19 protein-coding genes are annotated in these 20,631 nt (G+C 66.7%); 15 read left to right on the top strand and 4 right to left on the bottom strand.

From position 1 onward, the window contains the following. The first annotated feature begins 12 nt into the window (after positions 1-12). Entirely contained in the window at positions 13-1,131 is a 1,119-nt protein-coding gene (locus tag ACKY0W_RS00335; protein ID WP_409435916.1) for a nitronate monooxygenase, read from the top strand. A gap of 3 nt (positions 1,132-1,134) precedes the next feature. Here ACKY0W_RS00335 and ACKY0W_RS00330 read toward each other — a convergent pair whose 3' ends face one another. Next, entirely contained in the window at positions 1,135-1,746 is a 612-nt protein-coding gene (locus ACKY0W_RS00330; protein WP_409435915.1) for a GNAT family N-acetyltransferase, read from the bottom strand. 54 nt (positions 1,747-1,800) lie between these two features. On the opposite strand from ACKY0W_RS00330, the gene ACKY0W_RS00325 reads away from it, so the two are divergent. Beyond that, positions 1,801-2,757 (top strand): dipeptidase, encoded by a 957-nt coding sequence (locus ACKY0W_RS00325; RefSeq protein WP_409435914.1) that lies wholly within the window; start codon positions 1,801-1,803, stop codon positions 2,755-2,757. On the opposite strand, the gene ACKY0W_RS00320 is transcribed toward ACKY0W_RS00325, so the two are convergent. Then, positions 2,754-3,680 carry an alpha/beta fold hydrolase gene (locus tag ACKY0W_RS00320; protein ID WP_409435913.1) on the bottom strand — a complete coding sequence of 309 codons (927 nt, stop codon included), beginning with the start codon at positions 3,678-3,680 and terminating at the stop codon, positions 2,754-2,756. The genes ACKY0W_RS00325 and ACKY0W_RS00320 overlap by 4 nt on opposite strands. A 78-nt stretch (positions 3,681-3,758) precedes the next feature. On the opposite strand from ACKY0W_RS00320, the gene ACKY0W_RS00315 reads away from it, so the two are divergent. From ACKY0W_RS00315 to ACKY0W_RS00295, 5 genes are all read left to right on the top strand, one after another. Further along, complete coding sequence (locus tag ACKY0W_RS00315; protein WP_373693206.1) at positions 3,759-4,091, top strand: VOC family protein; 333 nt, start codon at positions 3,759-3,761, stop codon at positions 4,089-4,091. A 69-nt stretch (positions 4,092-4,160) separates the two neighbouring features. Next, positions 4,161-4,643 (top strand): hypothetical protein, encoded by a 483-nt coding sequence (locus ACKY0W_RS00310; protein ID WP_409437898.1) that lies wholly within the window; start codon positions 4,161-4,163, stop codon positions 4,641-4,643. Between the two features lie 264 nt (positions 4,644-4,907). Next, positions 4,908-5,387 (top strand): hypothetical protein, encoded by a 480-nt coding sequence (locus ACKY0W_RS00305; protein ID WP_409435912.1) that lies wholly within the window; start codon positions 4,908-4,910, stop codon positions 5,385-5,387. A 1,720-nt stretch (positions 5,388-7,107) separates the two neighbouring features. Then, complete coding sequence (locus ACKY0W_RS00300; RefSeq protein WP_409435911.1) at positions 7,108-7,815, top strand: DUF5631 domain-containing protein; 708 nt, start codon at positions 7,108-7,110, stop codon at positions 7,813-7,815. Beyond that, complete coding sequence (locus ACKY0W_RS00295) at positions 7,812-8,768, top strand: hypothetical protein (RefSeq protein WP_409435910.1); 957 nt, start codon at positions 7,812-7,814, stop codon at positions 8,766-8,768. The genes ACKY0W_RS00300 and ACKY0W_RS00295 overlap by 4 nt, the downstream gene beginning before the upstream one ends. 7 nt (positions 8,769-8,775) lie before the next feature. Here the strand turns inward: ACKY0W_RS00295 and ACKY0W_RS00290 are convergent, their stop codons facing one another. Both ACKY0W_RS00290 and ACKY0W_RS00285 read right to left on the bottom strand, forming a co-directional pair. Next, positions 8,776-9,402, bottom strand: coding sequence for a sensor domain-containing protein (locus ACKY0W_RS00290; protein ID WP_409435909.1), 627 nt, complete (start codon positions 9,400-9,402; stop codon positions 8,776-8,778). Between the two features lie 26 nt (positions 9,403-9,428). Continuing rightward, a complete protein-coding gene (locus ACKY0W_RS00285) occupies positions 9,429-10,343 on the bottom strand; it encodes a hypothetical protein (protein ID WP_409435908.1) in 915 nt (304 codons plus the stop codon). Positions 10,344-10,487: 144 nt separating this feature from the next. On the opposite strand from ACKY0W_RS00285, the gene eccB reads away from it, so the two are divergent. The 8 genes from eccB to ACKY0W_RS00245 all read left to right on the top strand — a co-directional run bounded on the left by eccB (position 10,488) and on the right by ACKY0W_RS00245 (position 20,631). Then, on the top strand, positions 10,488-11,987 hold the full coding sequence (gene eccB / locus ACKY0W_RS00280; protein WP_409435907.1) for a type VII secretion protein EccB: 1,500 nt from the start codon (positions 10,488-10,490) through the stop codon (positions 11,985-11,987). A 3-nt stretch (positions 11,988-11,990) separates the two neighbouring features. Continuing rightward, positions 11,991-16,199, top strand: coding sequence for a type VII secretion protein EccCa (gene eccCa, locus ACKY0W_RS00275; RefSeq protein WP_409435906.1), 4,209 nt, complete (start codon positions 11,991-11,993; stop codon positions 16,197-16,199). A gap of 109 nt (positions 16,200-16,308) precedes the next feature. Next, positions 16,309-16,614, top strand: coding sequence for a PE domain-containing protein (locus ACKY0W_RS00270; RefSeq protein ID WP_406759547.1), 306 nt, complete (start codon positions 16,309-16,311; stop codon positions 16,612-16,614). 3 nt (positions 16,615-16,617) lie between these two features. After that, positions 16,618-17,802, top strand: a complete 1,185-nt coding sequence (locus ACKY0W_RS00265) for a PPE family protein (protein WP_406759436.1) — start codon at positions 16,618-16,620, stop codon at positions 17,800-17,802. A gap of 115 nt (positions 17,803-17,917) precedes the next feature. Then, the gene (locus ACKY0W_RS00260; RefSeq protein ID WP_409435905.1) at positions 17,918-18,235 is read left to right on the top strand and encodes a WXG100 family type VII secretion target; all 318 of its coding nucleotides are present in this window, start codon (positions 17,918-17,920) and stop codon (positions 18,233-18,235) included. A 36-nt stretch (positions 18,236-18,271) separates the two neighbouring features. Continuing rightward, the gene (locus tag ACKY0W_RS00255; RefSeq protein ID WP_065041726.1) at positions 18,272-18,565 is read left to right on the top strand and encodes a WXG100 family type VII secretion target; all 294 of its coding nucleotides are present in this window, start codon (positions 18,272-18,274) and stop codon (positions 18,563-18,565) included. Positions 18,566-18,671: 106 nt separating this feature from the next. Next, a complete protein-coding gene (locus ACKY0W_RS00250; protein ID WP_409435904.1) occupies positions 18,672-19,520 on the top strand; it encodes an ESX secretion-associated protein EspG in 849 nt (282 codons plus the stop codon). A 94-nt stretch (positions 19,521-19,614) separates the two neighbouring features. Beyond that, positions 19,615-20,631 (top strand): MinD/ParA family protein, encoded by a 1,017-nt coding sequence (locus ACKY0W_RS00245; RefSeq protein WP_406759548.1) that lies wholly within the window; start codon positions 19,615-19,617, stop codon positions 20,629-20,631.

Below are 20,631 nucleotides of genomic sequence, written 5' to 3'. Positions count from 1 at the left end.
AGCGGCGACACCGTGAAAACCCCCATCTGCGAGCAATACGGCATCGACTTCCCGCTTTTCGCCTTCAGCCACTGCCGCGACGTGGTGGCCGCGGTGACCAACGCGGGCGGCTTCGGCGTACTCGGCGGCGCCGCCTACACCCCTGAGCAGTTGGATCAGGAGCTGACCTGGATCGACGAGCAGGTCAAGGGAAAGCCCTACGGCATCGACATCATCGTGCCCGCCAAATTCGAAGGCAAGGGCGAGAACCTTTCCGGCCACCAACTCTCCGACCGGATTCCCGACGAGTACAAAGCCTTCATCGCAGAACTGTTGGCGCAGCACGACATTGAGCCCGACGAAAAGCCTCGGTTGGGATCTGCCATGCTCTCCGGTAGCAACGGCGAACAACTGCTCGAAGTCGCGGTCGCCCATCCCATCCGCATGATGGCCAACGCGCTGGGCGTACCGCCGGATTACATGATCAAGTCCGGCAAGGACAACGACATCCCCGTCGCAGCGCTCGTCGGCGCCAAGGAGCACGCCCTCAAGCAGGTGGCACAAGGCGTGGATCTGATCGTCGCCCAGGGCACCGAGGCGGGCGGACACTGCGGCGAGGTCTCCACGCTGGTGGTCGTTCCCGAAGTCATCGAAGCCATCGACAACGCCGTGCCGGTGCTTGCCGCCGGCGGAATCGTCACCGGCCGACAGATGGCGGCCTGCGTGGCCTTGGGCGCCGCCGGCGCCTGGACAGGTTCGGTGTGGCTCACCACCGAGGAGGCCGAAACAGCTCCGCACACCGTGCAGAAGATGCTCGCGGCCACCTCGCGCGACACCATTCGCTCCACCGGACGCACCGGTAAGCCCGCCCGTCAACTGGTCTCCGATTGGACTGACGCATGGCGGCCGAACGACGCGGGCCACCCGACGCTGCCTCTGCCGCTGCAGTCGATGATCGCCGAACCCACACTGCGTCGCATCGACAAACTGGCCGCCACCGGACACCCCGGGGCACAAGCACTGTCCACCTATTTCGTCGGTCAGGGCGTTGGGCTGATGAACAAGGTGAAACCCGCGCGCGACGTCGTGTTCGAGTTCGCCGAGGACTACATCGCCGCCGCCGAGCGCCTCAGTGGCTCGGTCAGCGACTGAGGACTACGGGTTCTGCGGCTCCCGCCACATCTTCCACAGCGTCGGCCCACCGTTGGGGACATTGATCTCGCCGATCACCCGGAAGCCGAAACGCTCGTAGTACGGCACGTTTTCGTGCTTGCTGGACTCCAGGTAGGCCGGGCAGAGCTCGGCATCGCAGCGATCGAGCCGCGGTTGCATGACGGCCTGCCCGAAGCCGCGCCCCCGTACGGACGGGTCACTGCCGATCACCGCCAGATACCAGTGCGGCTCCTCGGGATGGTTGGCATCCAGCAGGTCCGTCAGTGCACGGCCTTGCGAAAGCCGGAAGCCGAAGGACCGGAACAACGACGGCACCATGCGCAGCTGGGACCAGATCGACTGCTTCCAGCGGTTCGGCGGATCCCACAGCGCGGCCGCCCCGACTACCGCGCCGTCGTCGGCAACCTCGACGCCTCCGCCCGCCAGGTGATGAACCCGCGTGGAAGTGCCGAAGAACGTCGTCAACTGCTCGGTGCGGGCCTGGTCGTCGGGAAGCAGCCACATCGAGACCGGGTCGTCGTAGAACGCACGTCCCAACGCCTGCGCCAGCGAGGGGATATCCGATTTCAGCGCGGGCCGCGAGTCGATTGCCATGGGCCTAGATTAATGCGTCGCTTTCGCACGCCGTGCAGAGCAAGATCAGCGGCTATGAGCACGCTGCTGTGGGACCAGCACACCTGCCTGCCGCTGCAGGACAGCGCCGAGGCGGCACCGCTGACCCGCTACCAGCACTCCGGCGGCGCACTGCTGTCGGTGAACGCGGGCTACGCTCCGCAGCGCTTGGCCGACACCCTGGCCCTGCTGCGGCACTTTCGTCGCGCCATCGAGGCTCACCCGGGCCTGACGGTCGCGGCCGGACTGGATGACGTCGACGCGATCACCGGCGCCGGCGGCATCGCGGTGGTGTTCGACCTGGAGGATTCCAACCCGCTCGACGACGATCTGGGCAATCTGGCCGTGTTGGCCGAGCATGGGGTTCGCACCTTGCTGCCGACCTACAACCACGCCAACCGCGCCGGCAGCGGGTGCCTGGACGCCGTGGATGAGGGGCTGACGGCGTGGGGCCGCGCGATCGTCACCGAGATGAACGCCGTGGGCATGGTTCCCGACGGCTCCCACTGCAGCGCGCGCACCGGCCTGGATATGTGCGCGGTTTCGGCCGGCCCCGTCGTCTACAGCCATTCGTGTATGCGGGCACTGTGGGATCACCCGCGCAACATCACCGACGATCAGGCCCTGGCGTGCGCGGCCACCGGCGGCGTGGTCGGTATCACCGCGGTGGGAATCTTCTTGGGCCCCAACACACCAACCCTCGACGCGGTGGCGCACCACCTGGAGTACGCGGTAGAGCTGGTGGGCATCGAACATGTCGGCGTCAGCACCGACTACTCCTTCGACCACGCCGACTTCAATGCCGAGCTGCTCGCCAATCCGCAGTTGTTCGACGAGAGCTACACCCGCTGGGGCCCGATCCAGTGGATGCCCCCGGAGACCTGGCTGGGCCTGCGTGATCACCTTTCGGCACGCGGCTGGGCCGATGACGACGTCAACGCGGTGCTCGGCGGCAACTTCCACCGGGTGGCACGCGAGACCTGGCAGACCTAGGTCTTGTGTTGTCCGTCGATGAAAGGCTTTATGGTGCTGATGAATTCGCTTGGCTTCTCCAGCAGGGGGCTGTGTCCTGATCCGGCAATGACGACCGGTTGCAGGCCGGCCTGGCGATAGCGGTCGACGTTCTGCACGGTCGGGGTCAACACATCGCTGTCGCCCCACACCACCAGCACCGGTTTGCCCAGACCCGCCAGCCGGTCGGCCACCGCCCGCTCTTCGTTGATCCGGCCCGCGGTCTTGGCGTCGCACAATGCGTTGTGGGTCATACGTTTCAACGAGCGGTAGGCCAATGTGGGAATCGGAAAGTCGGCGGCAAAGCCGGTCTGCAGCGAACTCTTGTCGACGGCGTCGAGGCTGCGCAGTTTGTCCACAGCGGCGCCGAGCACCGGCCAGCACACCGCGTTGCCCAGCGCGGGCATGGCGGTCATCCCCAACCCCGCGGGGGTATCGGAGACGACCACGCGGTCCACCAGCTCCGGTGCGCTTTCGGCCAGCGCAGTGGCCACCGTCCCGCCCATCGAATGCCCGACCAGCACCGCGTGGCGCACACCCAGGGCATCGAGCGCTTGGTGCACGGCGGTTGCCTGGCCCTCGGCGCTGTAGGGCGCGGCGTCGCTCGGGGCCTCGGAGCCGCCGTGGCCGACCAGGTCGATCGCGACCACCCGCGCTGTGTTTGCCAGCGCGGGCGCCACCGCCTGCCACCACTGGATCGACGCCGAATAGCCGTGCAGCAGCACGATGGCGCGGTCCCCACCGGAGCCGTACTCGCGGACGTTGAGATCCGGTCCGGGCAACTCAAGCACCCGCCCCTGCGCGAACGGCTCGGCAGCGCGTGAGATGCGGTCGGTGACCACGGTATTGACCAGCAGTGCGACAAGGACGAGCGTGATGACCAAAGCGGCAAGGCGTTTACCCACCCGCTGACGGTATCCCGGTCCTAGCCTGGATCGAGATCGAATCCACAGGAGGTAGCAGTGAGCGACCACGACATTCGGATGATCGTCTTGTCCACGGACGACCTGGACGAATCGATCAAGTTCTACAGCGAGACCCTGGGCATGCCGCTGAAGTTTCGCGACGGCGCGCACTTCGCCGCCCTCGACGGCGGATCGGTGACGCTCGCGTTGGCGACCGCGGTGGATCACCCCATCCACGGGCAGGTGGTGGTCGGCATCAAGACCGACGATGTCGACGGCGCCGCGAAAGCCATCGAGGCCAGCGGCGGCGGAATCGTGAAGGGCCCCTACGACGACGCGCACGAGCGGCGGGCCGTGGTCTACGACAACAAGGGCAATGGGCTGGTGTTCTATAAGCCGTTGGGGCGGTAAGGGTCAGCGCGGCCAAGCACGATCCGGGGGCCTTGGGCCTGGTTGAGGTCTACCATCCGGATTGTGACCATGACACCACCTCCTTGGCCCACACCACCTCCCGCCCCGTCATCCCGGCGATCCACTGCGGTATTCGCGGCGCTTGCTGCGTTGCTATCTGTCGCCGCGTTGATCGTGGCGATCATTTCGCTAACCCGGTCAGCAGATACCTCGTCGCCTCATTACACGGCCGCGCAGCAAGCCGACGCCAAGAAGCATCTCTGTGACAGTTACAAACTTGCAGCTCATGCGGAACACATCGAGACGAACACGCCTAACAACATTGCGCTCGCGCGTCTGTCGGCGACCAACGGCGCAGTGATCCTCGAGACGGCTGCGATGGACCCTGCATTAGACCCTGAGTACCGCGACGCTGCCCGTGCACTCGCACTCACATACCAGAATCTCGTTGCTATCTCCACGGGTAGAGGCGAAGGCGCCCCGGAGCTCGAGGCGGCGATCGCCGACGCAAACGCCAAGGACCGCGTGATGATCGAGCTTTGCGGCAATTAGTCACCCACTAGAGGCGGTGAACGTCGGCCGAAGCCACTCCGATGCTGCGCCAGCGGCTCAAACAACTGGCTCGCAAGATCAGCCTGTCCGAGCCGTACGTCGCGGCCACACCCCGCTGGAGCAGCAACTACGGCTTCGTCCGACGCCGGATAACGCGCCTGCCGCTGGCATCAGCCTCAGCGTCCAGGATTTCCGCCGGCTGAAGGAGAACAGTCTCAATCAGGATGTAAACGTGAAATCGCGTTGAGGGCTACCATCCGCAATGTGACCATGCCATCGGCCCCCTGGCCGGCACCTCCCACCGTTCAGCCGCGCCAGCGGTCTGCCGTGGCGTTCGCGGCACTTGGCGCACTGTTGGGTATCGCCTCGATGATCCTGGCAATCGTGGCACTCACCCGAGCTCCGGCCAGCCCGACCTATTCGGATGCCCAAAGGACGGCCGCCAAGACCGACTTATGTGGTCAGTTCAAACCTGCCATGGATGCTGTCCACATCGAGACCAACGGACCCGACGCAGGCTTTGGACGTATCACCTTGGTGAACGGCGCCCCTATCCTCGAAAGCGCGGCATCCAACCCCGCATTGGAATCTACCTATCGCGATGCGGCGAACGCGGTAGTGCAGTCGTACGAGAGCTTGGTTGTTGAGTCGTCCAGCGGTAGAGCGGGTGACTCACGATTCGATTCAGCCGTAGACGCCGTAAACGCCAAAGAACGCGTATTGAAGGAACTGTGCGGTGACTGATTCACCGACTGATCTTCCACCGGGTAAATGGTCATTTTATTTGGTGGGCACATGGTGGCCTGGTGCCCCGACCCGACCTGAGAGCGGCATCCAGCACTGGTCTAGTCAATCTGATGCCAAAGAGAACGAAGCTATGGAACTCCGGGACTTCACAAACGGCGTAAGCGCGAGGAACAGTGGAAAGACCACAGAAGACGAGCTGATACGGCTACGTATCGGTTACAACCGCCTGATGAACGCCGCCGAACACTGTCGGAGCAAAAGCACCGCTAGCGACAGTGTCGTCAAGGCCGTTAAAGAACTCCGTCAGAACTTGACGAATATCGCCGACCAGTACAACCCAAAAATTGATGACCTCGTCGCGAAAAATACGCCCGAGGCAATGACCGAAGCCGTCGGACTAATCGTCGAAGCCAACGGCAAAGCAGCCGAACACAGCTCAGAAACCAACCGACAGATCATTGAGGCAACCCAGCAGATATTCAAGGATCTGGATATCGAAGGCGACGCCCAGAAATGGCTGCAAGATAACGGCGCACAATTCAGCACGCCACCGCCCCAACCACCCACCGCCGACGAGCTAAGCAGAAAGGCAGCTGGTACCGACCAGCTTCCACTCCCTTACGGTGCTGGGGACGCGGAGAATCGCCCAATTCCCAAGAGCGTGGACGACCTCCTTCTTCCGGAAGGCCGCGCCAACAGCGGCGCTGGCGGCAACGACACCGGGGGGACGGACGGTACCGGAACCGGTGGCACCACAGCCGGCACGGGCAACAGCGGCAGCGGCGGCGGGACCAGCGGCGGCACAGGCGGCGAAGGCACGGGAGGCAGCGGAACCGGCGGCGCCACAGCCGGCACGGGCAACAGCGGCAGCGGTGGCGGAACCAGCGGCGGAGGCACGGGAGGCAGCGGAACCGGCGGCGCCACAGCCGGCACGGGCAACAGCGGCAGCGATGGCGGCGGCAGAGCCAGCGGGACTGGGGGAAGCGGCAACATTGCTTTGCCACCCGGCCAAGTAAGTGACCCGGGCCTCGGAACGCCCGGCTTTAGTACACCGCCTGCTGCCGGCATACCCGGTCCAACCGCGATGAATGGAGGCGGCGGCGTCCCATCTCCCATGACCTCCGGCATGTCAGGCCTGGGCAGCCCCGGTGGCGGGATGCCACCCGGCCTACCGGGCGGCGGGCCGACCCAGGCGCTCGCATCGGGCATGCCTGGTGGTGGGCCTGCGGGTCCGGGAGGGCCGCCCTCGCCATTGGCGCCAGGCGGAGCCGGCACCGGGGGGTTCGGTCAGCCATCGCAGATTCCCCCCTCTCCATCGGTGACGCCGATGGCCGGCGGTGCGCTCGGCAATATGGCCCAATTGGCCAGTCCCAACACCGAGATCGCCCCGTCCGCACCCACCGCCGGTGCGACACCGGCAGCACCAACGGCACCCCCGGTAACAGCGAGCCCGGCCTCGGTTTCGTCGGGGCCTATCAGCGCCGGCCCGGCGGCCCCGTCGGGCCCCTTGCCCGGCTACGGGGCAGACCTGCGCCCAGCAGCTGGAGCCGCCCCGGCAGCACCCATGGCGCCTGCCGGTCCTGCGGGCCCGACTCCCCCGCCCCCGCCCGGCGGGCCCACGACGCCGGCGTCCGGGGGGCCAACGGTCGCCTCCGCAAGCGATCGTCCGGCACCGGGCAAACCGACGCCCAGCGCAGCCAGTCAGTCCGGAGCATCGGTGGCCGGGAGCATGGGCGCTGGGGGCACGGCCGGAGCCGGAGCCGGTACGGCCGCCCGGCGTCTGGCCGAACATCATGATCTGCAGCGCAAGGTCGACGCCGTGGCCCGCCAGGCGCCGAACCTGACCTGGGCGGCCGGCCTTCGCGACGACGAGACCACCACCGTGCTGGCCACCGACTTGGCCGGCGGCTGGATCCCGCCCACCGTCAAACTCCCGCCCGGGCTCACGCTGCTGGATCCGGCCCACCGCCGCCGCGACACCAGCGCGGTGGATCTGCTGGGTGCGGTGATCGCGGCCGCCGCCCACCAACCGAACACCTACGTCACCGAGCCCGGTCCGAACGATCCGATTCCCGGCAGCGGGGAGCGCGCCCGCTATGGCCAGCACGTCGACGAACTCGGTCCCACGCTCATCGATATCACCGGCACCAACGACCGCCTGCCGCGGATCGTGCAGACCGTGGCACGCGCCGTGGCACGCAGATCCGGCGTCGCCGACAACGAGATCGCGCTATTCCGGCAGGTAGTCACCGATACGCAGACGCGCGTACTGTCGGCCTATCCCCAACATGCTCCGCGGGATGTCGCCGACTGGATGCTGTTGGCGGCTATCGACGCCCTGATCGACGGAAGCGAAGAGCTGGCCCGCTACCACCTGGCGTGGTATCTGGCAGTGGCAGTACGGCATGGAGGTGTTACGCCATGACAGATGACTTCGTAAGGCATTACGGTGCGGACTTTTTGCACATTGCGCTCTCACAGCCACCGACGCCGGTCCCCCCGGGCCCGGTCCATCCCGGCGGATCGTCCCCGGTCGACGCGACGATGGCCGCATTCGGTGCCGCAACCAACCTGAACCTGGTCGAGCAGAACACCGAACTCGCCAACGATCACCGAGACCGCACCGGCCACGCCGCCGATGCCGTGCGCAAGTTCGGCGAGCACGAGGCCGACGCGGCATCGAAGTTCCAGAACGTCGCCTCGCAGGGCGACGCCCTGATGGCACAGCAATCACCGCAGGAAGCCATGGGCGGGGCGATGCAGGGTGTCAACGGCGCGATGCAGGGCATCACCAGCGCACTCAGCGGGGCTCTCGGTGCGGTGAGCAAGCTGCCCCAGGGGTTGATGCAGGCCGGCCAGGGCGCGTTGTCGCCGCTGATGAGCGCCGCGTCGTCGCTGGGCAAGGCCGGTCTCGGCGGCACCACGCTGGCCTCGGACATCAGTCCCGATCCCGGCTTGGGCGGCGGGGATTTCGGCTCCGGCGGAAGCGGCGGAGGGCTGGGCCTGGGCACCACGCCGGCCAGCAACCTCGGCCCGCCCCCGGTTCCGGGGACATCGACACCGACTACGCCCGCCAGCTCCCTAGCCAATACCGGTGCGGCCGGTCCGGCAGGCGGTGCGCCCACCGCGGGTGGGGGCGGCGGTGGGATGATGCCGATGATGCCGGGCGGGGCAGGCGCCGGCGGCAAGGGCGGCAAGGATGACAAGGCCGACGCGAAGCGGATCGCCGCCCCCGGGGTACCCAACGGCCAGCCCGTCAAGGGCCGCACGACGGCCCCGCCTAATGTGCCGGTGACCAAGTCCGTGGCGAAGGACGCCGGCCATCCCGGCATCACACCGCTGAAACGCATTGTGGACAAAGACGATCCGTCGAAGTGACCGCGCCTCACCCGCGCTCCTTCACCCGCTCGGAGATCATTTGCGCCACGGTTTCTGCGATCTGATCCGACCGCGGAATCCCTTGGACAACGACATCAATCAACACCGACGATGCAACGCGGTACATGACGCTCTGCGAATTTCCAGGGAAGACCAGGGCAACGGTGGATGGATCCTGCTTGTTCAGGCTGAAATCGTAAAGCTTTGCCTGTAACGCCGCACAGGCCTCGAAAGAGGCTGCGAGGCGGTTGAATTCACTCCTCGCCGCGCCTTCGTCAGTATAAATTCCGATCCCCTGCGCGACGGTAGATATGGTGCTAATTTCTCCACCAGTGGCCGTGTATGTCACGGCACGAAACTGTGACCAGTTGTGACCAAAAGCGTCCTCTTGGCCAAACACCGGGCGACACTGCTCCGGCGTGTAGGAGCTTTCATGATGCGACGCCGGCGCGTCCCTCACCGGCAGCGAAGTGAGATCGTCACGGTCAGCGACATGCTGGACGTCACCGAGGCCGACGAGCAACGAACCGGCATCAATGCCGGGTGCCGCGCCAACACCACCGGAATGGCAGGCGCTTAGCGCCACGAAAAGACAGCACGTTATCGCCGGACTCTTAAATCCCTTGCGAATCACGCTAATCCCTCCCAAAGACCACAGGATCAGACACCGATAAGCGCGGCGTTTTGTCGCCTCAGGAACGGACCGATCAGGTCGACCACCACCCAGTGTCGCGCCACATCGATCCCAGTGATGATTCCTAGGTTGCCGGTGGAGCCGTCGACTTCGGCTGTTACCGGCGCGCCGATGATTCTGGCATCGATGCCGGCGTTCGCGTCGTCCGCGGCGACGACAACTCGGTCGATGCCGGCAGGAACGTCCCGCAGTTCCATCGTCACAGCGGGATCGACCACGTGCCCTTCGATGACTCTGCCGTCGAGGTCTGTCCACGCTGCGTGAGCCCGGTTGTGTTGCACCGCATCGATTGTCTCGATCGTGTCGGCTGCCGGCGGCCTGCCGTTGACTGTTCCGTCGACGGGCAGAGGCCAGCCGCCCGGACCGGAACTGAACACTGCCAGCGCAGATATCGGCATCGTCCAAGGCTCATCGGCCACTCGCGGACGTGATTCGCCTGCCGCCAGGTAGGCGATCTCGCCGATCTTGGTCCGAGTTGGAGCCAATCCAGCGTCTTCGATCTTCATGACGGCGACCGGAGCATCGCCGTCACCGTGGGCGCACTGTGCGCCGGTCACAAAACCGGTTGCCCGTCGTCCCGCGGCGTCTGGATCCGGGAAATCCACATAGAAGCCGGTCGTACACACGGTCGCCGTGGATCCCTCGCCCACCAATACCTGAGTGCCGGGCCGCAACTGCGACACCGGTCTCGGCACCACCGTCGCTTCATTGACTGCAGGGGGAAGGTTCGCCATATACGTTGCACCAGCCGATGGAGCCGTCGCGGTTGAAGCGCTTCCGGGGTTCCTCGCCCCACAACCAGACACCGCCAAAACGAGGACTGCGCCCACGACGCTCAATGCACGGGCGGCCGCAGCGAACGCGCCCGACTGGTCCGCCATAGCGCAGAACCTACGCGCGTCGTCGTCATCGCGTGTGCGCAAGTGACTGGTTCCCGCTGGCCAAGGCCAGTAATGTCGTCGCGGTGCGCTTTGTCGCCGCAGGGGGCGGCGGCGCCGAGCGTGCGTCGTTAGGGGTAGCAGAGCATGCCGCTGAGTCTGTCGAACCGGGACCAGAACTCCGGTCACCTGTTCTACAACCGACGACTGCGCGCCGCCACCACCAAATTCTCGGTGCGGATGAAGCACGACGACCGCAAGCAGACCGCCGCGATCGTGCTGTCCATCGTGCTGATCTTCATCGGCATGGGCTGGATGCTGCTGCTGAACGTGCTGCGTCCGGCCGGGATCGTGCGGACGTCGTCGATCGTCGGCGACCGCGACTCCGGTGCGATCTACGCGCGCATCGACGGGCGGTTGTACCCGGCGCTGAACATCACCTCGGCACGGCTGGCGGTCGGAAACGCGCAGGTGCCCACCTGGGTCAAGCCCGCGGAGATCGCCAAGTACCCGACCGGCCCCTTGATCGGCATCCCCGGCGCCCCGACGTCATTGGTCGCCAATACCGGCGCCCCCTCGGCGTGGGCGGTCTGCGACACCGCCGGCTCCCCGCGCCGTGCCGAGCCCCCCGTGGTCACCGCGATCGCGGGCCCGTTGAGCCCGGCCGGCCGCGCCGCGCCGCTGGCCTCGGGCGCGGCCGTACTGACCCGCTTCCAGGGCGCCACGTACGTCATCTGGGGCGGCAAGCGGTCCCAGGTCGACCCCGCCGATCGGGCGATCACGCTGAGCCTCGGCATCGACCCGGGCATCACTGCTCCGGTGGAGATGTCGCGGGCACTGTTCGACGCGCTGCCGAGCACCGAGCCGCTGCGGGTCCCGGTGATTCCCCTGGCGGGCACGCCGTCGCAGTGGGTGCCCGGGTCCCAGGTGGGGGCGGTGCTGGAGACCCGCACGGCCGGCGGCGGCTCCCAGTTCTACGTATTGGTGCCCGACGGGGTCCAGAAGATCACCAGCTTCGTGGCCGACCTGATCCGCAGCGCGAACTCGTTCGGGTCGGTGGCGCCCCTGGTGGTCAGCCCGGACAAGCTGGTCAACATCCCGGAAGTGGGCACGCTGCCCGTCGAGTACTACCCCAACAGCAGGCTCAAGTTCGTCGATACCGCCGCCGACCCGACGACGTGCGTGGGCTGGGAAAAGGCTTCCGGCGACCGGCAGGCGCGGATCACCTTGTACAACGGGCGCGGCCTGCCCGTGTCGCCGGGGATGGACAACCGGATCGTCCGGCTGGTGCGCGATGACCGCAGCCCCGCCTCCGTGGTGGCCAACCAGGTTTTGGTGTTGCCGGGCGCAACCAACTTCGTCACCTCGACCAGTGAACTGCTCGACTCCGATTCCCGCGAAACCCTGTTCTGGGTGTCGCCCAACGGTGTCCGGTTCGGCATCGCCGCCGAGAGCGAGACCCTGCGCGGCCTCGGTCTGGATCCCGGCTCGGCGCAGCAGGCGCCGTGGCCGCTGCTGCGCACCTTCGCGACCGGTCCGGAACTGTCGCGGCATGCCGCGCTGCTGGCACGCGACACCGTGGCCTCGGCCGGCGCGGTGCAGCCGGTGGCCCCCAACAATCAGCAGGGCGTCCCGGGAGGGCACTGATCGATGTCCAAGCGTGCATTCGTTCCGGTCCGACTTCAGGTTCCCGAGCCCAAGCCGGTGCGGGTCGCTCCCCGCGCACCGGACGCCCTGCCCGAACGCGAGCCGCGCAACCTCTGGGTGATGATCGGCATGCCCGCGCTGATCGTCGCGCTGATCGGCACCATCGTCATGCTCTACGTGTCCGGGGTGCGCAGCTTGGGATCGGGCATGTTCCCGATGGTGGGCATGGCGGGCCTGGGCATGCTGATGTTCTCCGGGCGATTCGGGCGGGCCCGCAAAATCAGCTGGGGCGAGCAGGAGAAGAATCGGCGCAGCTATCTGCGCTCCCTCGACGGCGAGCGCGACGAGATCCAGAAAGCGGTCTGCGCCCAGCGCAATGCCCAGGAGTTGGTGCACTCCAACCCGCAAGACCTGGGTGCGGTCATCGGCGGGCCGCAGATGTGGGAGCGTCGCCGCTCCGACGCGGACTTCCTGGACGTGCGGGTGGGCGTCGGCGTGCAGCATGCCCCGGACTCGGTGTTGTCGGTGCAGTGGCCGGAGATCCCGATCGACGAGGAACTGGAGCCGGTCACCGGCCAGGCGCTGCGCGACTTCATCCTCGAACAACGCAAGATCCGCGACATCGCGAAAGTGTTCAACCTGCGCTCCCGCCCAGGCTTCAGCTTCGTCGGCGAGGACCTCGATGCAGTCCGTTCGCTGCTGCGGTCGATGCTGAGCGGGCTGGCGGTTTTTCACAATCCGCTTGACGTCAAGTTGATGGTGGTGACCCGGCACCCCGAGCTGTGGTCGTGGATGGTCTGGCTTCCGCACAACCAGCACGACGAACTGTTCGACGCCTGCGGGTGGCGGCGCCTGGTGTTCACCAGCCCCACCGAACTCGAGGTGACGCTCGGCGCCGACCTGCACATGAAGGGCAAGCGCGGCGCCTGGCGGCCGCCGTCGGCACCGAGCCCCACCACCATGGGATCGGCGTTGGAGACCGGCGCTGACGGGCACGATCTGGGTCCGCACTGGGTGATCGTCGACGACAACACCGGCAGCCCCGAGGCCTGGGAGAGCGTCGTCGGACGCGTCGGCAAAGAAGGCATCACGGTGCTGCGGGTGGCGTCCCGGCTCGGCACCGGTGTCGGGTTCGCCCGCGACGAGATCTTCGAGGTGATCGACCACGCGGCGCGGCACCACAGTGCCGAGGACCCGTCCCCGGACCATGCCGGCGACGGGCGCGGCACCGGCGCGGCACCGCGGCCCATGGTCCGCGCCGGAGGCAAGTTCTTCGCCCATGCCGACCAACTGTCGGTGCCGCGCGCCTACCGCTACGCGCGGGCGATGGCGCGCTGGTCCCCGACGGCCAGTGTCGACGTCGCCGACGCGGGCAGCGGCGCCCTGGAACTGTTGCGCGCGCTGGGAATCGACGACGCGCGCGAGCTGAACGTCGACCGGCTGTGGGCCGAGCGGCGCAGTCGCGGCGACGAGCGCTGGGCGGAGATCCCGGTCGGAGCCAAGCCCAACGGCGAGTTGCAGAATGTTGTGCTGCGAGCAAAAGACTTCGGCGGCTTCGGTTTCCACTCGGTGGTGATCGGCACCAGCGGCTCGGGCAAGTCGGAGTTTTTCCTGTCCCTGGTGTACGGGATCGCGCTGACCCACTCACCGGAGACCTTCAACGTGATCTTCGTGGACATGAAGTTCGAGTCCGCGGCCCAGGACATCCTCGGCATCCCCCATGTGTCAGCAGCCCTGTCCAACCTCGGTAAGGACGAGCGACACCTCTCCGAACGGATGCGCCGAGCCATCGACGGGGAGATCGCCCGGCGGTACCGACTGTTCAACTCGGTCGGTGCGCGCGACGCCAACGACTACGAGGAGATCCGGCTGGCCGGCCGGGACCTGGAGCCGGTGCCCATCCTGCTGGTGGTGATCGACGAATACCTGGAGCTGTTCCAGAACCACTCCAAGTGGATCGACCTGATCATCCACATCGGCCAGGAGGGCCGCGGCGCCAACGTCTTCTTCATGCTCGGCGGGCAACGCCTTGACCTGTCGTCATTGCAGAAAGTCAAGTCCAACATCGCCTTCCGGGTCGCCCTGCGCGCCGAGTCCGGTGACGACAGCCGCGAGGTGATCGGCTCGGATGCCGCCTATCACCTGCCGTCGAAGGAGAACGGCTTCGGGCTTTTGAAGGTCGGCCCGCGCGACCTGGACCCGTTCCGCTGTTTCTACCTGTCGGCGCCGTTCGTCGTCCCAAAACGCAAGACGTCCTCGGGCAAGACCCTCGACATGACTCTGACCAAGCCCCGGCTCTACACCTGGCAGTACCAGCCGCTGGATGAGGCGGATGCCCAAACGCTGCAGGATATGTCGGCCACCGACGCCGAACCCGACGAGTTCCTTCTGCACGCCGACGGGTTCAAAAAGAAGAAGATCGTCGACGTGCTGCGCGAGTCGCTGATCGCCGCCGACCGCAAGGCGCCGCACCTGCCGTGGCTGCCCCCACTGGAGATCTCCGAGCCGGTCGACGCCCTGGTGGCGCGGTACCGCGGCAAGCCGTGGGACGTCGACTACGGCCGCAACCCCGGGCTGGTGTGGCCGCTGGCCGTCAAGGACATCCCCGAGGACGCCCAGCAGCTGGTTCACTGCGTCGACGTGTTGCGCAGCAACGTCATGGTGGTCGGGGCCAAGAGCCGCGGCAAGACGACCACGCTGATGACGCTGATGTGTTCGGCGGCGCTGATGTATTCCCCGGCTCGGCTGACGTTCTTCTGCGTCGGCGGCGCCACGCTCGGGTATGCCGAGACGCTGCCGCATGTCGCCGACATCGTCTCGCCGGCCGACCGTGAGGGCGTGGAGCGCACCGTTGCGACCATGGCCGCGCTGATCAGCGCCCGGCAGGACACCTTCCGCCGCGACAAGATCGACATCAACGAATTCCGGGAGCGACGCTTCGGTTCCGGCGGCGAAAGCCTCGCGGGCACCGACGCAGCCGATCCCTACGGTGACGTGTTCCTGGTCATCGACGATTTCTCGGACCTCTACGCCGCCGACACCATGCTCGGCGACCGGATCATCGCGCTCAGCGGTGTCGGTCCCGAGTACGGCGTCCACCTGATGACCAGCGCGTCCGGCTGGATCCACGGCCAGCGCCAGACGTTGCTGCAGAACTCCGACGTACGCATTCAGTTGCGATTGCAGAACCCGGGCGAGAACGAGATGGGCACCGCGTCGCTGGACGCCCGCGACGCCGCCAAGCGCACCGTGAACCGGCCCGGCTTCGGTCTGACCGAGTCGCTGCACGAGATGCTGATCGGAGTGCCGGAACTGGCTGCCGAGGACGGAGCCCGGATCGGGACACGCGAATTGGGGACACGGGTCGCCGAGGTCGCGGGCGTGACCAAGCACGCCACGCTCAAGCGGCTGCCGCCCGCAGTGGCGCTGTCGGAGGTCCTGGCCTACGACGTGGCGCAGCGTCCACCCGCCCAGACCGCCCCGTCGATCGCGTTCATGATCGGCGAGCAGCACGACCTGCTTCCGGTGCCGCTGATGCTGTCCGAACACCCCGGGATGATGATTCTGGGGCGGGCCCTGTGCGGCAAGAGCGCCACCCTGGGCGCGATCGGCGAAGCGGTCATGGCGCGGTTCAGCCCGCAGGAAGCCCAGATCACCATCGTCGACCCCAAGACCGGTCCGCTGCGCGACCTGCAGGGCGCCGGCTACGTCAATGCCTACGCCTACGACCAGGACGAGATCGACGAGGTGCTGACCACGCTGGCCCAGCAGGTCCTGCTGCCCCGGCTGCCCGCCAAGGGTCTGAGCCAAGAGGAGCTGCGTGCGCTCAAGCCCTGGGAGGGCCCGCGCCATTTCGTGTTGGTCGACGACGTGCAGGACCTGCGGCCGGCGCAGATCCATCCGGCCAAGCCACCGGTGGGCGCGGCACTGTGGAAGTTGATGGAACGGGGCCGCCAGATCGGCCTGCACGTCTTCGCCACCAGGAACTCGTCCAACTTCGGTCAGCTGGAGATGGACCCCTGGGTCAAGACCCAACGCGCCGCCAAAGTGCCCACCTTGTTCATGGACAACGACCCGCAGAACAAGGTCAATCGGATGGTGCGGGCTCAGGCCCTGCCCGCCGGCCGCGGGTTACTGGTCAACGACTCCGAAGTAGAAGGCGTCCTGGTCGGAGTGCCGTCGTCAATGATCCACGATTTCGAGCAGCAATAACCGGTATTTACATCGTGAAGTGACGGCGGCCCGATATCGGTTTACGATCGACTCCGACCTGCCAACGTCGGCATATCAGCGATGAGGCTGGTGGGGTTTATGGGAGGAAATTATGTTCTCTGTAGAACCGGAAGCAGTCCTGGCGTCATCGGGCGTCGAAGCGGGAATCACCGCCGAAACGGAGGCAGCCGCCTCCGCGGCCAGCCCGGCCCTGCTGGGCGTTCTGCCGATGGGTAACGACCCCGATTCCCTCGCGTTCCAGGCCGCGCTGCTGGCCTCCGGAACCCAATACCTGGGCATCGTCGCCGAACACTCGGCGCAACGCGGGCTGTTCTCCGGCGCGCAGGCCACCGCCTCGGGTGTGTACGGCGCTACCGAGGCACTGCGAGCCGCCACCGTGGCACTCGGCGGCTAATCCGTGGCCGACCCGGGGTGGGCCGCCCGCACACCGGAGACCAACGACATGTTGATCAAATCCGGCGCGGGTGTGATGACCATGCTGACCAACGGGGCGGCATGGACGTCGCTGGGTGTGGCCCACCACGCGTCGGGTATCGCCTCGGCGGTCAACACCGCATTGACCTCAATCGGATGGGTCGGTGCCGGTTCGGAGGGATCCGTTCTCAACGCCACCCTGCTGAACGTGGCCCTGCACGGACTGGCGGGCTGGGTGGATGTCAAGGCGCCGATCGTCGCGGCGGCGGTCGAGGCCTACCAGCTGGCCTACGGCAGCATGCGCACCACCCAGGAGTGCGAGGAGAACCGGATCGAGACCGCCACCGACTACGGGATCAATCCGTCGGTACTGGGGGCGTTGACGCCGCGGATCACGTCGCTCGAATTCGAGTACTTCGGCCTGTTCTGGCCCAATAACGCCGCGGTGGGCGCGTCCTACGGGGCGGTGCTGACCGCGCTCACCTCCAGCCTGACGGTTCCCGCGCCGGTGGCCGGGATGGGCGCTTCGCCCGCAGCGCCGGCGGCCGCGGCCAGCGCCGTCGGCCAAGCGGCATCGCAGGCCGCGGCCGGTGGCGCGATGCGCGCCGCCTACACCGGTACGTCGTCGGCAACCAATGCCGCCGGCCAGGGCGCCAACGCCGCCCAGGGCATGGGCTCACAGATGAGCTCGATGCTGGGCCCGGTCCAGCAGATCGGCTCGACACTGATGCAGGCGCCGCAGTCTCTGATGCAGATGCCGCAGTCGATGATGAGCCCGATGCAGTCCCTGATGGGCATGTTCATGAACCCGAGCATGCTGGGCGGCGCTCTCAATCCGGCCGGGGCCGGCGGGGTTCCGGCCACGGCGATGCTGGCCAATGCGACGGTCTCACCCGGTGCTGGGGGCTTCGGGGGCGGCGGAGCGGGTGCGCCGGTGTCCGCGTTCACCCGGCCGGTGAGCGCATTCGAGTCCGGCGGCGGGCGTCCGGTCGGGTTGCGGCCCAGTGGCGCGCTGGGCTCCGTCGAGTCCCAGCGGGTGACGGCCACCAGCGGCGGCGGCATGGGCGGCATGCCCATGGCCCATGGCGCCGGGGCAGGCGGAAAAGGCCAAGGCGACCGGTCCTCCGACCGGACAAACACCGTGCGAGTTGTCGACGACCGGGTGTGACCTGGGCGTTTGCTGAAGACAGGGTGAATCGACACATCCGAAAGGAGCCAATACACTACCGCCAGCTACATCCCGCCGAACCCGGGGGGGTTGTTCTACAACCGAGGAGGAAACGATGGCAGCCATTGTCGTCACGCCCGAACTGATGCGGAACACCGCGTCGAAGTTGTCGCAGCACATCGAACACGCGCAGGCGATCGCCAACCAGTACCTGGCCGACCACGAGAACATCCTGGGCGCTGGGACGTGGGACGGTGGCGGCTCCAAGGCCTCGTATGCCACCGCCGCGCAGATCCACGAAGACGTACAGAAGATCCTCACCGGCGGCCACCGCCTGACCGAGGGCCTCAACCAGGCCGCTGCCCTGATGGAGTCGCACGAGTCCCACTCCGAGCACGCCTTCCACTCGCTCTTCGGCGGACAGTCCGCCTAACCCCCGACCCCCAAACTCGAAAGGACATCGATCCCCATGGCAGACAGTGGCGGTATCACTTACAACCCCGGCCCCGTCTCCGATCACGCCCACAGCGTGGTCAGCAGCGCCGGCACTCTCGACCAGATCCACCAGGACTCCCACCAGCTCACCCAGATGCTGACCGAGTACTTCGCCGGCCACGGTGCCACCGGCTTCTTCGAAGCCCAGGCCCAGATGCTGTCCGGCCTGCAGGGCCTGATCGAGACCATCGGGCAGCACGGGTCCACCATCGGCTCCGTGCTGGAGGGTGCCATTTCGACCGACCAGACGATCCAATCGCTTTTCTGATCGGACCCCGATCGTCACCGAGGTGGGGTGTCTGCGCGAGCGGCGCAGATGCCCCATTTCGCGTGTCAGGCCGGCTACCGGAGACCACAGATGAGACGAGGGTGACGTGCTGACAACCACGCTCGACGGGCTGTGGGTGCTGCAGGCCGTCACCGGGATCGAAACCCTCTGCCCGGAACTGGGGCTTCGTCCCCTGCTGCCCCGCCTGGACACCGCCGAGCGGGCACTGCGCCATCCGATCGCCGAGGAGCTGACCGAGATCGGTGTGCTCGACGACCAGGGCGCGGTGGACTCGATGGTCCGGGAATGGCTGACGGTGATCATGCGGCGCGACATCGCGCTGATGCTGAACCTCAACTTCCCCGGCCGGCCGTACGGCGACCCCCAGCACATGACCCGAGTCTCGATCAGCCGGTTCGCCTCCTGGTGGGTGGTGCTCGAACGCCATGACCAAGAGGTGCGGCTCTATCCCGCCGGCAGCGCCACCGACCAGGCGGCCGCGGGCGACCTGCTGGTCGGCCAGATCGAGCGGTTGTGCGGTGTCACCGAGGCCGCCCAGCTGCGGCCGGTCACCCTGGAGACCAAGGAACTGCTCGAGCGGGTCCGCGACCAGGACAGCCTCCGCCGATACCTGGCCGCACAGCGGCTCGACATCGACCAACAGCAGATCGTGGCGATGACCGCCGACCCGGAGGTGTCCGGTCAGGCCAACATCGTTGCGATCCAGCCCGGTGCGGGCCCCGAGGAGCTGGCTCGAATGGCGATCGGGGATACCGCGGTGCTGATCTCCGACACCCCCGCCGGCCGCGTCTGCGTGGAGAACATCGACAACGGTGGCCGCCGCTACCAGATCGTCTCCCCCGGCACCCGTGCCGATGTCGCCAACGCGATCCTGCGGCTCATCGCTCGTCTGCCGGCCGGCGCGGACTGGCATTCACACCGGCGGGTTGTGTGACAGTGAATTCACATCTTCACCATTACCGTGCATTACCGTCCACCGTCAGAAACGTTGCAAACGCCGAATCAGCAGCCGTGTTAACATCACGCACGTGACGAGCCCATGGAATAGCCAGAATATGCCTGACGAAGGCTCATCCGGGCGGTGGGATCCGACATCCGGTCACCGCTACCGGGATTCCGTATCGGACTCCATGCGCATTTCCGACCTGGCGACACCACGCAAGATTCCGCCCGGTTCGGGCTGGCGCAAACTGGTCTATGTCGTGTCGGCGAAAGTTATTAATCCGGGCGAATCTCCGCGCGAACGTCATTACCGTGATTTGCGCAATAGAATTCGTCGGCACATCCGGCGCCAGTACGTGATCACGTTGGTGTCCGGAAAGGGCGGCACCGGCGTGACGACGATGACCGCCGCAATCGGCAGCGTATTCCGGGAATGCCGACCGGAAAATGTGATCGCGATTGACGCTGTCCCGGGCTTCGGAACCCTGTCCGATCGCATCGACGAGCACCCGCCCGGTGACTACTCGGCCGTTCTGAGCGACACCGACGTACAGGGGTATTCCGATATCCGCGAACACCTCGGGCAAAACGCCGTCGGCTTGGATGTCCTGGCCGGCAACCGCACCTCGGATCAGCTCCGCCCGCTCGTCCCGGCCATGTTCAGCGGGGTGTTGTCGCGGCTGCGGCGAACCCACAACGTGATCCTGGTCGACACCGCGGCGGACCTGGAGCACCCGGTCATGAAGCCGGTGTTGGAGAACACCGACACGCTGGTCTTCGTCTCCGGAATCACCGCGGACCAGTCCCGGCCGGTGCTGCGAGCGGTGGACTACCTGGCCTCGCAGGGCCACCACGAGCTGGTGTCCCGGGCCACGGTGATCCTCAACCACTCCGCGCAAGGTGAGGACAGCGCCGCGGTGGCCTATCTGACCGAACGGTTCAGCAAAACCGGCGCCACGGTGGAAGTCATGCCGTATGACGCCCATCTGGCGAAGGGCGGAATCATCGACGTCCACAACGAGGTGAAAAAGAAGACCCGGCTGCGGTTATTTGAAATAACCGCCGGTCTGGCCGACAAGTTCGTGCCCGACACCGAAAGGTAA

It is taken from the genome of Mycobacterium sp. SMC-14 (assembly GCF_046250075.1).
GTDB lineage: Bacteria > Actinomycetota > Actinomycetes > Mycobacteriales > Mycobacteriaceae > Mycobacterium.
This window is presented reverse-complemented; position numbering and strand designations above follow the sequence as displayed.